The 13,128-nt window shown below is 37.3% G+C and carries 11 protein-coding genes and 1 pseudogene; 2 read left to right on the forward strand and 10 right to left on the reverse strand.

Translation table 11 applies throughout. The features are described from left to right. Nucleotides 1-90 precede the first annotated feature (90 nt). Entirely contained in the window at nt 91-3,435 is a 3,345-nt protein-coding gene (locus IPP32_08095) for a T9SS type A sorting domain-containing protein (GenBank protein MBL0048039.1), read from the reverse strand. A gap of 276 nt (nt 3,436-3,711) precedes the next feature. Beyond that, nucleotides 3,712-4,195, reverse strand: a pseudogene (locus tag IPP32_08100) (AraC family transcriptional regulator). Between the two features lie 129 nt (nt 4,196-4,324). Between IPP32_08100 and IPP32_08105 the strand changes: the two are divergent. Further along, nucleotides 4,325-4,663, forward strand: coding sequence for a hypothetical protein (locus IPP32_08105; GenBank protein ID MBL0048040.1), 339 nt, complete (start codon nt 4,325-4,327; stop codon nt 4,661-4,663). A 250-nt stretch (nt 4,664-4,913) separates the two neighbouring features. On the opposite strand, the gene IPP32_08110 is transcribed toward IPP32_08105, so the two are convergent. The 3 genes from IPP32_08110 to IPP32_08120 all read right to left on the reverse strand — a co-directional run bounded on the left by IPP32_08110 (nt 4,914) and on the right by IPP32_08120 (nt 7,794). After that, nucleotides 4,914-5,324, reverse strand: a complete 411-nt coding sequence (locus IPP32_08110; protein MBL0048041.1) for a response regulator — start codon at nt 5,322-5,324, stop codon at nt 4,914-4,916. After that, nucleotides 5,321-7,273 (reverse strand): PAS domain S-box protein, encoded by a 1,953-nt coding sequence (locus IPP32_08115; protein MBL0048042.1) that lies wholly within the window; start codon nt 7,271-7,273, stop codon nt 5,321-5,323. The genes IPP32_08110 and IPP32_08115 overlap by 4 nt, the downstream gene beginning before the upstream one ends. An 83-nt stretch (nt 7,274-7,356) precedes the next feature. Next, the gene (locus IPP32_08120) at nt 7,357-7,794 is read right to left on the reverse strand and encodes a response regulator (protein MBL0048043.1); all 438 of its coding nucleotides are present in this window, start codon (nt 7,792-7,794) and stop codon (nt 7,357-7,359) included. 207 nt (nt 7,795-8,001) lie between these two features. Between IPP32_08120 and IPP32_08125 the strand changes: the two genes are divergently transcribed. After that, nucleotides 8,002-8,508 (forward strand): DUF2141 domain-containing protein, encoded by a 507-nt coding sequence (locus IPP32_08125; protein MBL0048044.1) that lies wholly within the window; start codon nt 8,002-8,004, stop codon nt 8,506-8,508. A gap of 178 nt (nt 8,509-8,686) precedes the next feature. Here IPP32_08125 and IPP32_08130 read toward each other — a convergent pair whose 3' ends face one another. The 5 genes from IPP32_08130 to IPP32_08150 all read right to left on the reverse strand — a co-directional run bounded on the left by IPP32_08130 (nt 8,687) and on the right by IPP32_08150 (nt 12,982). Beyond that, nucleotides 8,687-9,604 carry an NAD-dependent epimerase/dehydratase family protein gene (locus IPP32_08130; GenBank protein MBL0048045.1) on the reverse strand — a complete coding sequence of 306 codons (918 nt, stop codon included), beginning with the start codon at nt 9,602-9,604 and terminating at the stop codon, nt 8,687-8,689. Nucleotides 9,605-10,190: 586 nt separating this feature from the next. Then, nucleotides 10,191-10,538 carry a hypothetical protein gene (locus tag IPP32_08135; GenBank protein MBL0048046.1) on the reverse strand — a complete coding sequence of 116 codons (348 nt, stop codon included), beginning with the start codon at nt 10,536-10,538 and terminating at the stop codon, nt 10,191-10,193. Between the two features lie 148 nt (nt 10,539-10,686). Continuing rightward, the gene (locus IPP32_08140; GenBank protein MBL0048047.1) at nt 10,687-11,403 is read right to left on the reverse strand and encodes a pirin family protein; all 717 of its coding nucleotides are present in this window, start codon (nt 11,401-11,403) and stop codon (nt 10,687-10,689) included. 112 nt (nt 11,404-11,515) lie between these two features. Further along, complete coding sequence (locus tag IPP32_08145) at nt 11,516-12,280, reverse strand: DUF3667 domain-containing protein (protein ID MBL0048048.1); 765 nt, start codon at nt 12,278-12,280, stop codon at nt 11,516-11,518. A 93-nt stretch (nt 12,281-12,373) separates the two neighbouring features. Beyond that, nucleotides 12,374-12,982 carry an alpha-ketoglutarate-dependent dioxygenase AlkB gene (locus IPP32_08150; protein MBL0048049.1) on the reverse strand — a complete coding sequence of 203 codons (609 nt, stop codon included), beginning with the start codon at nt 12,980-12,982 and terminating at the stop codon, nt 12,374-12,376. Nucleotides 12,983-13,128 lie beyond the last annotated feature (146 nt).

Below are 13,128 nucleotides of genomic sequence, written 5' to 3' on the forward strand. Positions count from 1 at the left end.
TAACAAACAATTTTAAAACTATGAATGTACTAATAAAAGCAGATTCAGGAATAGATGCGCATTTGATCAAAATCAACGTAAAGAGAGGAGTTACCTATTTATGATAAATTTTTTACTGTGTTGCTCTTTTCCATCATTTATCAGAACTGAATAGAGCCCCGGTAAATAATTTTGAGTGTTAATGTCTAAGCGATAATTAGCGGTACCATTTTGTATGAAATGGTTCTCTATTATTTTTCCGCTAGAATTAAAGATTAAGATGGTTATAGGAACACTGCTTTTTTGTGTGTAGCGTATTGTAACAAAAACATTGGCTGGATTAGGGAAAATACTCAAGCCATGCAGTGCTTCTTCAGTTGCTTCTATACCAACCGTATTGCAGGGGTTACAAGCTTCAAAACAAACAGTAGGCAATGCAGTATTTGATTCCGGCACATTTAATTGTCGATTATAGCCTCCTAAACCATTGGGAAAGCCGCATTGAGCAGGAACGATTTCGTCTTCCCCAATTCCAAATGCATTGCCATTTAAAAATTTATATTGCACTACAAGTGTGCTATCCAAACTGATAGAAGCAGCGTATACATTAGCTCCAATAGGCATCATTTCAGTTGAATCGGCATCAAAGCCATTGAAAGTTCCAGCTAAATGAACTCCTTTGGGTGATATGCTATTTCCGCTCAAATCGACACGAAATTGAACGTTTATATAGGAAGCAGGAGTTGCACATGCAGTGCAAGCAGCGAAACAAACTGGAAATAAAACTGTGTTTTGTTGCGGTACATTTAGACTTCTGTTATAACCACCGAAACCATTTGAAATACCACAAGTACTGGGCACACTTTCTTCGTTTGAAAAAGTGTTTCCGTTTAAGAATTTGTATTGGATACTACTTGTTGAATCCAATGCTAGTGTAGCCTCATAAAGATTGCCACCTACCGGAATCATTTGGATGGAATCGGCATCCCAGTTTACAAAACTACCTGTGAGGTGAACACCGTTTGCGGATGCCTGCAGATTGCCTAAATTCACTCGAAAAGTTACGTTTACAAGAGGGGAATTTGTTGGGCAGTTATTGCAAGAGGAAAAGCAAACCAAAGGAAGTGTAGCATTTGCCTCCGGCACTTTGTAATTACGATTATAACCTCCAAAGCCATTTGATAAACCGCATGCCTGCGGCACCGTTTCTTCTCCTGAAAAGGTATTTCCATTTAGAAATTTATATTGAATTGTACTCGTTGAATCGAGTGCTAATGTTACTTCATAAATGCCGGCAGTAACAAGTGCCATAGCAGTTGAATCCGCATCCCAATTATTAAAGCTTCCTGCAAGGTGAATTCCGTTCGGAGAAATTACTTGATTGCTCATATTCACTCTAAAAGTTACATTCACTTTTGGGTTGGAAGTTGTGCAGTTGCTACAATTGCTAAAGCAAACAGAATTTAAAGTAGTTCCAAATTCAGGTACCGCTAAATTTCGATTATAACCTCCAACACCATTTGATACGCCACATGCAGCAGGAACCAGTTCATCCATACCAAAAGCATTACCATTTATAAACTTATATTGAATAGTAGCACTCGAATCCAACGGAAGCGTAACCTCATATATTCCTAATCCTATCGGATTCATAGCAGTACTAGCTGCATTCCAGTTATTAAAACTTCCGGCAAGATGAATTCCATTTGGTGACACTGATTCATTGCTCATGTCAACTCGAAAAGTAACGTTTACATTTGTTGATACAATGCAATTTGTGCAGGATGAAAAACAAACAAGCGGCAAAGTAGTTGAAGTTTGTGGGATTGCTAAGCTTCTGTTATAACCTCCTACACCATTAGGTACGCCGCATGATGCAGGGACTTCTTCATCAAAACCAAAACTATTACCATTAATGAACTTATACTGAACAATAGAAGTACTATCTAAATTGAGAGTGACAGTATAAATATTGTTACCACTTGGAGACATAAGCGTTGCATTGGCATCCCAGTTATTAAAGCTACCTACCAAATGAACCCCATTGGGTGATACAGATACATTGCTCATATTTACTTGAAAAGTGATAGCTGAATTTCCGGGTGATGAGCAATTGGAGCAGGATGAAAAGCAAACTGTATTTAGAATAGTATTATTTTGTGGTACTACTAAATTTCGGTTGTATCCGCCTAAGCCATTCGTAATTCCGCATAAGGCAGGTACCGTTTCTTCACCTGCAAAAGTATTTCCATTAATAAATTTATATTGTATGGTGCTAGTAGTATCTAAACTAACAATTGCTTCATACACATTGCCTCCTATAGGCAGCATGGGCGTTGCATTGGCGTCCCAATTATTAAAACTTCCCGCCAAATGAACTCCATTGGGTGAAATTATTTGATTGCTCATGTTTACGCGAAATGTTGCCTCAATATTTGGTGAGGATACAATTGTTACGGTGTACTCCTCAGTTTCCCCTGTTGTAAAAATTTTGCAAGCATCCACCGCTGTAATTTGAAAGCTTGGACTGGTTGCTCGAACCCGAACTGCGGTTGGCCCCGATAGTGCACTAGCCGGAATTGTAAAGGGAGCAATTGATGCGCTTCCCGGACTACTTCCACTTGAAATGAGAGTAAATTCACTGGCATCAAAAGTATGACTGTGATCATAATCCACCCAAGCAGCAATGGCATGGCTGGTAGGAGAAGCTGCGCTAAAATAATAAGTGGTATTTTTTTGAAGTGAGGTGGTTGTATTTCCACTAGGTGGGTAAACTTTAAAAGCCTTATTGTTAAGTCCCGAACATCCGGTTCCATTATTTACTAATGAAGTTCCAACAATGGAAAAATCATTTATGTTATAAAGTCCGTTGCATTGCAAGCCACCATATAGTATATCACAATAATCATAAATCGTTACTAGGTAATCTTCGGTTTCACCATTCGTGAAGTTTGTACAATAGTCGCCTGATCCATTATAATTTCCGCGGTAACGTGCCCTTACACGCATTCGTGTTGCACCCGTAAGCGCGTTTGTAGGAATAGACATGGTTGCTGAGGCAGGCACCCCTGCTGTGGATGCAGTACTAATTTGCTTCCACTCCAAAAAATCAAAATCATTGTCGTGATTAAAGTCAATCCATACCGAAATTATACACGAAACGGAAGTTGTTACGCTAATGGTGTAGGAGCCTCCTTTGGTTAATGAAGCGGTGGTATAATAGCTGGGTGCATAAACGGAATATCCCATGGAATTTGTGTTGGCACAGCCTGTACCGGAATTATTGAAGCCAGTTCCTGCAATGGCAACTGCATCGATGTTTTCGACAAAGCAATTCGAAAAAGGGGGAATACAATATACTTGGGAAGCATTAATATTTCCAATTAAAACAAAACTTAAATAAGAAAACAGTATGTTTCTAAATAGTCCTGATGGAAGGTTAAAGTTATATTTCATGGGAATTTTTTTGTTGTGTTAAATTTCATTTGAAAGCTACCTAAAATTACAACTAAAATTATTAGTTTGTTTGACCATGCTAAGTTCAAAAGGATTTGATTGACGATAGTCCTAGTGTTAAAAAGTTTGAAACACCTGAAGATATTGGATATTTAACTTATTACTTAGCACAGAGGCCCATTTTATTTTGTGAAAAAAACCTATTTAACGGTAAGTTGAAAAAGTGATTTATGCGAAAGAATTGTTTGTAAACAATTAATTGAGGTAAGGAATAGCTTAGTTTTTCTTTGCTACAGGAATCCATACTTCTTCTTCAGAGGAAGGGTCATTGTTTTTATATTTTCACCTAAAATTTCAAAGTGGGGTCTTTGAGCTAGCGCATAGCCCGAAGCGGGCAACCAGCTTTCAAAAATATAACGGAATGTTTTTTCTGCTTCACTGGCCGGACCTTTATGCAAGAAAACGGCATACATACCTTCCGTTAAAATAAAAGTTTTCATGCCTTCCGGAACAAACTCAAAGGAATTCACTTCGGCTAGAGCCCATTTATCAAAAGGGGCAAAAAATTAAATTGTTCGAAATTGAAATCGGCTGGATATACTTGGAGTGAAATTAATTCTGCATTAATACGATTTTTAACTTCATTTCTGCGGGGCATAAAACTGCGCCACAATTCGACCGTTTTATTTTCTGCTAAGCTCATTTTTAGGCTTAGTCCAATTAATTTTTTTTCTGAAAGTTGGGTTATCCGTGAAAACATGGCAAAGAATTTTTGGAAAAGTAATAACAAAATTTTAAATTCATTTTGAATAGAGAAATTTTGCAGCTGTGATGTATGCTACTTTTTTTATTGCAATTAATTTTTAACTTGGCTTTTAAAATTTCACTCATGGAGCAAAGTGCAGATACTCAAGCGCAGCAAGAAGTAATCAGAACGCTGGTTGCACAGGGGCATGACAATGTTTTTATTGAGCAACATTTGCTTGAGAAGGGCATTGATAAACTCTATGTACCCGAATTGCTTGCAAGTGCTAAGCGCATGCGTCATGCAATGCGTACACGCAACGGGAGTTTGTTAGTGGTATTGGGGGTATTGATTTTGGGCATGGGTTTTATTTCGTGTGTGATTATCCATAACACAGGTGGTGAGATTGGTTTGCCACTTTATGGCCTAACCATACTTGGATTGTGCATCGTGTTTGGTGGTTTGGTTTTTATTTTTCAATAGCACATTTTGTAACTTCAATTCTATCTAAATTCTATTTAAACACATAGGAGCATAGGAAACAGAGGAATCACACAGCATAAAATCGGCTAATCAACTAATTATCATAAACAATCATAATCATCATAAAAAATCAGCGTTCTATATCAGAGAATTGAATTTGAAACGTGATTCTATATAACACATAGGCACAGAGGAAGCATAGGCTTCACATAGAAATAAATTAGCTAATTGGCTAATCAACAAATCAAACCTATTTTTCTGAAAAAAAAGCGATTAAGATTTCTTCGAGGGTTTCTTTTGTTAAGGGTTTTGTTTTAAAATCTGAGATTATATTAATTTTTTCAGCCTTTTTTTTATCGTCGGGGTTTTGTGAGGTGGTGAGCATAACCACAACGGCCTGACTTTTTAATTCTGAATCTAATTTTTGATATGCCTCCAAAAAGTCCCAACCATTCATGCCCGGCATATTTATATCGAGTAAGATGAGTTCGGGTGGTGCCTCACCGGCTTTTTTAGCAGCTAAAAAGTCGAGTGCTTCCTTTGCTGATGTTTTTGCCAATACTGAATGTGCTGCATTGCTTTTTTGAATTACACGTTCGTGGTAAAAATTATCATCCGGATTATCGTCAATCAGTAATATGCAATTTAATTTTTTAATCATGTTTCTAAAATTGGAATAGTAAACGTAAATGTTGTGCCTTCTCCGAAGATAGAATCTACCCAGATTTCGCCTTGATGCAGTTCTACAATTTTTTTGCAATTGGCTAATCCAATTCCGCTCCCTTCGTATTCAGTATTGGCATGTAAGCGTTGAAAAATATCGAATATTCTCTTAAAATTATTCGGTTCAATTCCAATCCCGTTATCACTCACTGTAAATTGCCAAACAGTATTTACGTAAGCTGCCGAGATTTGGATTTTGGGAACAATGCTTTTTTTCTGGAATTTAATTGCATTGGTAATTAGGTTTTGAAATAATTGCCTGAATTCGGTTTCATATATCATCAATTCAGGAAGCTCCGAAACAATTATTTCAGCACCGGAAGCACTAATAGTGCTGTTCAAATCAGCGATCACATCCGAAACTAATTTGGTACAACTTACTTTAATCAAGTTTTTATTTCGGCCTAAGCGGGAATAATCTAACAGTGCTTTAACCAGTTGACTCATCCGTTTGGTTGCATTGTTTACGGAAGTAATGTATTTACGTGCATTCTCATCGAGTTGATCTAAATAGTCTTCTTCAAAAACTTGCATGTAATTGGAAACAGTGCGCAATGGTTCTTGCAAATCGTGGGAAGAGATGTGTGCAAAATGCTCGAGTTCCTTATTTATGGAGGCCAGTTCTAGTGTTTTTTTATGTAAGGCCAATTCAATTTGTTTTTTTTCGGTAATGTCGTAGAAGATAGAAACTACGCATTGTTCGCCATTTATTTTCATCACCGTTAAGGAGATGAGTGCATCCATCAAGGCGCCGCTTTTAGTGCGAAAGGTAAGTTCAAAGTCGGGTGTTTTACCTGTTTCATTAATTAGTTTAAGGACCTGATTTCGTTGATCCATATTGGCAATGATGCCCATTTCGGAAGAGGTTTTTCCAATAACCTCATCTTTGCTGAAGCCCAAGGAGCTTAAAAATTTTTCATTGGCTTCCAAGATGACTTTATCGGAGAAGCGGCTAATGGTCATGCCCACCGAACTGGAATGAAAAATGGAATAGAATTTTTCCTCGCTTTCACTTAAGGCAATTATTTTTTCATCTAATTTTCCAATCATCCCATTGAAATGGCTTGCCAATTGGCCAATTTCATCCGTAGAATAAATATTTGCCCGGCTCGAAAAATTACCTTCACCAACTGCTTTCGAGGTGTTAATGATTTCGTTTATTCCTTTGGAGATGTTGCGACTAATTGAGATAGAAAGCCAAAGGCCTGAAATTTCAACGGTTAGTGCGATGAGCAATAATATTTTCAGAATCAGGTTTTCGAGCCATCGTGAGCCTTCGCCGAGGGTAAATGAAAAATCATCTTCCAACTGCGTGAGTTTTTTATTTATGTCATTAATGTGTTTTAAATTTTCTTCCATTTGAGCCGCATTTACGCCCGATGCCACAATTGCCGCATGTAATTTAGCAGCTGTAATTTGCATTTCTGCGATGGTGGAATCCGCCTCTGTCCATATTCTTATGGCTTTATTGATATAGGTAATGGAATGAAAGCGCAAAAATAATTGTATCATGCCATCCACATCATCAGGATGATTTCGGCCTTCAATAAATCCTTGCCGCATAATTTCCTTATCAGGATTGGCTTTGCCCATTTCGAGTCGCGTTTTGCGATCACCCAATGGAACCTTCATGAAGTGCAAAAAATCTTGATAATCTTTTTCATTTCCCGAACGGGTATACTTACGTAAATGATAAATAGCATCTTTTTGAGCTTTTGACCAAAGCCCTTCTGCTCCCACAAATGCGCGCACTGAAGAAAGGGTGGAAATAGAAAAAAAGAGAGTGGCTAATTCCACTAAAATCAGAAAGGCCATCACGCCCACGGCAAAATATAATTTCTTAGAAATGGAAATATTTTTGAACCAATTCAGACGCCCTGATTCCATAGATATGTGTAAGAAAGTTAAATTGTAAGAAAGTGCTGATTTTGTATTCCAAAATCAGTCCTTCGGGTAGAATGAAAATTGAATTACTCGTTTAAAATCTTATCGGGACTTAACCAATACCTGCCAATTTCGTCCACCACCTTTGCAAATTCTGCCGACTCGATTGGTTTTTGAATGTAGCGGCTTACTCCCAATTCACGGCACTTTGCTTCATCTTCTGCTTCCGCTGATGCTGTAAAAACTACAACTGGAATTTTTAATGTACAATCATCACCACGAATTACTTTCAGCACGGAAAGTCCATCAATGTTGGGCATTGTGAGGTCGAGGATAATTAATTTAGGAACATTTTCTATTTTACGATACGAAAAGTCGGAGGTTGCAAATAAAAAATCAAGGGCTTGCAGTCCATCCTTGACACGAAAAATCAAATTACTGAGCCCTGTTTTTTTCAGTGTCCGAATACAAATCTCTGCATCGGCATCATTGTCTTCTACAAGTAAAATATCTACTATATCCATGGTTTGAATTTAGGGGTTGGTTAATCATTGAGTTGATTTTTATACGAAGAAAGCAAGATACTTTCAAATTATCAAGCATATTGTGCGTTTTGGTTCGGTATTTAAATGATTGGACTATATCAACCATAAATCATTTTAAGTTGATACACCTTTTCTAAACATCTTGCGACTTTGACTGTTGGGTTTACATATTTTAATTTAATGTTTATGAAAAGGTATTTAAGTTTTTTGCTGCTTTTAGTTGGATTGGCGACAGCCTGTAAAAAGAAGGATAATGAGATAAGCCCGGGAGCAGCTCCGCTGGCAATACAAGACACTACAGCAATGGACAGCATTGTTGTGAAGTATACGAAACTCATTTTTAGCATAAAAACATTTAATTCGAATAGCGGGAACGTATTGGCAGCGCTCTTTAATTCTCCTTCAAATTACACTAACAGTGTTCGTTTCAAATCATACACCGCTCCGTTGCTTGCAGATAGTATTGTAATTCGTTTTGATAGCATCCCGTCTGGAACCTATTGCATGAGCTGTTTTCACGACGCGAATTCGAATAATGTCCTCGATAAAAATTTCTTTGGTGCCCCCACGGAGGGCTATGGTTTTTCGAACAATCCGGGAATAACATTTGGAGCTCCTTCCTTCAATCAATTAAAATTTACAGTGGATTCGTTGGATTCGATGAAGTTTAATGTGAGTTTGATTTATTTATGAGAAATGTTGCTTGATTATAAAGTTGTAGGCACGCGCTGCAAGTGCGCGCCAGTGTCAGTTGCAAGAAAGGTAAGTAGGTAGGCACGCGCTACAAGCGCGCGCTAGTTATGGAAGTCACGCGCTGCAAGCGTGCGCCAGATATATGCAAGCGCTTCACGCGCGTGCCAGATGTGGTAAACTAATTTTGTACAGTTAATTTTATTCCTTCTTGATACGACGTGGTTTTGAAATTAAAGCGACTATCAAATTTTGAAGAATCGAAAACATAATCACGGTCATACTGATACATCATTTCGGGCATTTCGCGCATAATGGGAATAAACAATCCGATTAATTTTATCATCCACATGGGTAGCACCATTTCCTTTTTGGAGCTGTGCATCTCGGCATTAAAAAGCGCAATGATTTCACTCCCTGTTAAAGTGTTTTTATCGGTAGGCAAATGCCAAACTTGATTGTATGCATCAGCTGTATTTGCTAATAATGCAGTAGCTTTTGCCGCATCCGGTGTAAAAGTAAAAGAGTGCTTTTTGGAAGCATCCATTATCCATTGTGGTTTTTTATTTTTTTTGAGGTTGTTGTAAACCAATTCCAACAAAAAGCTTTTTTCATTTTTGGGTCCGTAAAAATCAGCAGAACGTGCAATCATTGCAGTTAATTTTCCTGCTTTAACTTCTTGCATTAAGAGTTCCGCAATGTGTTGCCGAACGGCTCCTTTTTTGCTGGGCGGATTAATTTTGGATGCTTCAGTCATGTGCCCAATTTCAGATACATCGTATAAATAAACGTTGTCGAAAAATACCAATTTGGCTTTGTGTTTTACACAGGCATCGATTGTGGCGCGCATCAGTTTGGGCCATTTATCTTGCCATACACTCAGTTTATATTCAAATCCTACCAACAGATACACTACCTCCGAGCCTTCCACGGCTTTATCTACTTGACTTGGGTTGGAAAGGTCGGCAGGAAAAAGTTCATCTGTTTCGTTTACTTTTTTGGGATTCCGACTCACCAATCTGATTTTGCTGGTATAGGCAGTTAGTTCTTTTGCGAGCACACTGCCTATTGTTCCGTTTGCGCCGAGTATTGTTTGCATGAAAATTTTAATTAAAAATTGGTCCCTAAAAATAGTTATTTTACATAAAGCTTATCTAGAATTATGTTAAGCTATCTTTACTATTAGCAGCCTAACTCAAACCGGCTCTCGCTGAATGTCTAAACGAAAAGCGGGTTCATTTTTTATTGAATGGTTATTAATCCGGTAATTTGCCAAAATAATTTAATGAATATACTTTTTATTAAGGACACCACAGGGTATATTTTACAGGCGTTTCAAATGCTATTTTATTTCTTTTTTCTTGATAAAAAAGAAACAAGAAATCAAGGCTTATGATAAATCGACTAAAATCCAACCAATTTTTAGCTACGCAATCCAAGCGCTCAATAATAGGTAGGTATAATTACCAAATTGCGTTTTCGCTCGAGGATTGCTTGGCGCCAGGCCAACGCTTTAAAAATTAATTGGATTTCTTAACGCCAATTTCTCATAGGCCGGTCGTTTTCGGTTTCGATTATCAGTTTAAAGTTGGAGAGTGAAAATGTTATTAGCGTTAAGGAATTAATTGATATATTATTCCTTAACAAAATGTCAATAATATCGAGCATCTGGTCCTTATTCTTCTTTACACTTGAAAAGGATTATCCAACACATTAAGCGAACCATTTTGCTGATTTTCTGCTATGTTGCGGATATGAAATTCGAGTTTATCACTAGTTCCACCTGCATGTTGGATAATGTTTACATGCGGATTTTGTAGCCTAAATAATTTGCGGTATTTAGCTTGTGTTTCTTGAGGAATCCCGCTACCTAACACCACAAAATCAAATTTGTATTGATGAAATAATTCAATTGCTTTTTCATCTTCGAGCGTTCCGATGGCTTCCCAATTTTCGATTTGATTTAATTGATTCAACAGCAAGTCAAGAATAAGATCATGACGTCCAATAACGAGAAGGGTTAATTTTTTCATAGTGTCGTTACAAATTCTGAAATCGCTTTGCGTGTTAGTTTTGATAAGTGATTATGAGAAAATGCAGGTGCACTCCAATGATTTTTTATTTCGTCTATCACAGGGTAAAGGGTGAAAGCTATTTTTAAATTTTTCATTTTGATATTAATTAAATTGTCATTGGCACTTCCATCAGCAAAAGTTCAGCATTGCTATCGGCTTTTATGGTGAGTGCATCAGTGTTCCAAAAACCCAGGCCATCTCTTTCATTTAATGCGGTATCATCAATTGTAATATTGCCTTTAAGTACAAATGCATAAACACCGTTTCCTGCTTTTTTTATCTTGTATTCGGTTGAGAATCCGTTATCAAAGCTTCCTAAATGAAACCATGCATCTTGATGTATCCACACTCCTTCATCGTTTTCATTGGGTGAGAGTATCTGTTGCAGTTTATTGTGACGATCGTCCACGTTAAGTGTAATTTGATCGTAACGCGGTGTAACATTACGTTTGTTAGGAAGTATCCAAATTTGTAAAAACTTAACTAGTTTATCTTTATTTCGATTGAATTCGCTGTGCTGAATCCCGGTGCCTGCGCTCATTACTTGGATGTCGCCATTTTTAATCACCGTTTTATTACCCATGCTGTCTTGGTGTTCCAAATCTCCTTCTAATGGAATCGAAATTATTTCCATGTTGTCGTGCGGGTGCTTTCCAAAGCCCATACCTGCTTGCACTGTATCATCGTTGAGCACACGAAGCACCCCGAAATTCATGCGATCCGGCTGATAATAATTGGCAAAACTAAAAGTGTGGTAGCTATTTAACCAGCCGTGGCTGGCATGTCCGCGCGTTGCTGCTTTATGTAATACTGTATTTTTCATGTTTCTAAATATTGTGCGACAAAGGTGCGATGCAAGTGCAAGCTATTGCAATAAACAAGGTTAAGAAATGTACTTAACCTAGATTAAGTGAATTGTTGTTTATGCATTCAAATTAGTGGATCGGAAAAACTATCAAGGATAAGCCGGTAAGCAGTGAAAACATCAATCCAAAAAACAGCACTAAACTTAGGATTATTTTTAGTATTCGCGTCACTAAAGAAATATTTTTGAAGAATTGCATGAGCGACCAAAACACCAGTGAAATTCCAACAATATCAATCATTCGCTCAACGGGTTTTAAATAATTTTCGGCATGAAAAATATACAGGGGCGGCAAAAAGAGTATGTGCAACATAAGACGCTGTGCCGCTAAAAATGTATGCAAAACGCAGTGTTCAATAAAATTATAGCCTGTTGATTTAAAGGTAAAATAAGTTCCAACAGCAAAAAGGGGGACTTCAATAAAAATAAAAAGGGAATAGTGTTGCGAGAGCCAAATTCCAAAATTAGAGACTTCGTTTTTTAATTTATCAGCCACTTCACCAGTTCCAGTGACTTCAATTTTATTGGCTAAAATGTTTATGTCGAAATAATGTGAAAGAATTCCAAATACCCCGGCCAGCACAATTATTAAGGAGAGGGGTTTAAAATGCTGCACCCGTTTTCCGGAAATAAATTCTTGAATGCTATATCCCGGACGGGTAAACAATTCACGCAAAGTGAAAAATATCCCTTTATCCACATGCAACAAACCGTGTTGAATATCGTGCCATAAGAAGCTTAGATTTATGCGGTGGGTATTGGCAGACTGCCCGCAATTGCTGCAATACTTTGTGTTTATTTCAGTTCCACAATTGAGGCAATTTTGTTTCTTCATAATAATTTAATTAAGCGACACATCACAGCAAAAAAAGCTGCTCTTCAAAATTAAAAAAAATGATTTGCTTAACTAATTATTCAGGCGGAGGAACTAGTTAGATTCAATTATGGTTCTAAAAGTAAGATTGATGCGTGCTTGCGAAATCTTTTTTGTAGGCGGTAAGCGATGCAGCCAATTGTTTTGGGTGGTTCCTTTCATTACCAACAAACTGCCGTGTTCGAGCAACAGTGAAACTACTTTTTTGCTTTGCTTGTGTTTAAATGCAAATTTTCTTTCAGCACCAAAACTAAGTGAGGCGATGGCACCGTTCTTTTTTAAGTCCTTTTCACCATCGCTGTGCCAGGCCATTCCTTCTTCTCCGCTATGGTATAAATTTAATAAGCAGGAATTGTAAGTTTCTCCGCTTGAAGTTTCGCAAAGTGCTTTTAATTCCAGTAGTTCTTTAGTCCATGGAAGCGCCTGTTTAGTAGTGTTTGAATAGGTATATTCAAATTGTGAATCGCCATACCAGGCAACTTTTCTTTTGGTAATAATACGTTTTCCAAAAATGATGGCTTGGTCGTTTTCCCATTGGATGTTGGCTAACAAGGCAGTATAAAAAGCATTTGCTGCGCTTGTATTCATAAGCTTTCCATAATATATTACTTCACCGTCAAAGGGTAATATAGTGGAAATAACTTCAGTATTGAATAAGTCCATTTGGGTAAATTAAGGAGGAATCATTTATGTTAAAAGTACGTAACTTCTTTTGATAGGATTTAATTATATTAGACTTGATAATTGTTCTTAACTATAATTATGGTCAGATTCAGAAGTGTTTTATCCTTATGAGACACGTTTATAAA

This window comes from Bacteroidota bacterium, assembly GCA_016721765.1.
In the GTDB taxonomy this organism is placed as follows: Bacteria; Bacteroidota; Bacteroidia; order UBA4408; family UBA4408; genus UBA4408.

What these genes read in the sequence shown, in the direction of transcription:
- IPP32_08115 (MBL0048042.1), bottom strand. Translation starts at nt 7,273, where the DNA reads ATGGAATCAGGGCGTCTGAATTGGTTCAAAAATATTTCCATTTCTAAG.
- IPP32_08110 (MBL0048041.1), bottom strand. Translation starts at nt 5,324, where the DNA reads ATGATTAAAAAATTAAATTGCATATTACTGATTGACGATAATCCGGAT.
- IPP32_08105 (MBL0048040.1), top strand. Translation starts at nt 4,325, where the DNA reads ATGGAGCAAAGTGCAGATACTCAAGCGCAGCAAGAAGTAATCAGAACG.
- IPP32_08120 (MBL0048043.1), bottom strand. Translation starts at nt 7,794, where the DNA reads ATGGATATAGTAGATATTTTACTTGTAGAAGACAATGATGCCGATGCA.
- IPP32_08145 (MBL0048048.1), bottom strand. Translation starts at nt 12,280, where the DNA reads ATGAAGAAACAAAATTGCCTCAATTGTGGAACTGAAATAAACACAAAG.
- IPP32_08150 (MBL0048049.1), bottom strand. Translation starts at nt 12,982, where the DNA reads ATGGACTTATTCAATACTGAAGTTATTTCCACTATATTACCCTTTGAC.
- IPP32_08095 (MBL0048039.1), bottom strand. Translation starts at nt 3,435, where the DNA reads ATGAAATATAACTTTAACCTTCCATCAGGACTATTTAGAAACATACTG.
- IPP32_08125 (MBL0048044.1), top strand. Translation starts at nt 8,002, where the DNA reads ATGAAAAGGTATTTAAGTTTTTTGCTGCTTTTAGTTGGATTGGCGACA.
- IPP32_08140 (MBL0048047.1), bottom strand. Translation starts at nt 11,403, where the DNA reads ATGAAAAATACAGTATTACATAAAGCAGCAACGCGCGGACATGCCAGC.
- IPP32_08135 (MBL0048046.1), bottom strand. Translation starts at nt 10,538, where the DNA reads ATGAAAAAATTAACCCTTCTCGTTATTGGACGTCATGATCTTATTCTT.
- IPP32_08130 (MBL0048045.1), bottom strand. Translation starts at nt 9,604, where the DNA reads ATGCAAACAATACTCGGCGCAAACGGAACAATAGGCAGTGTGCTCGCA.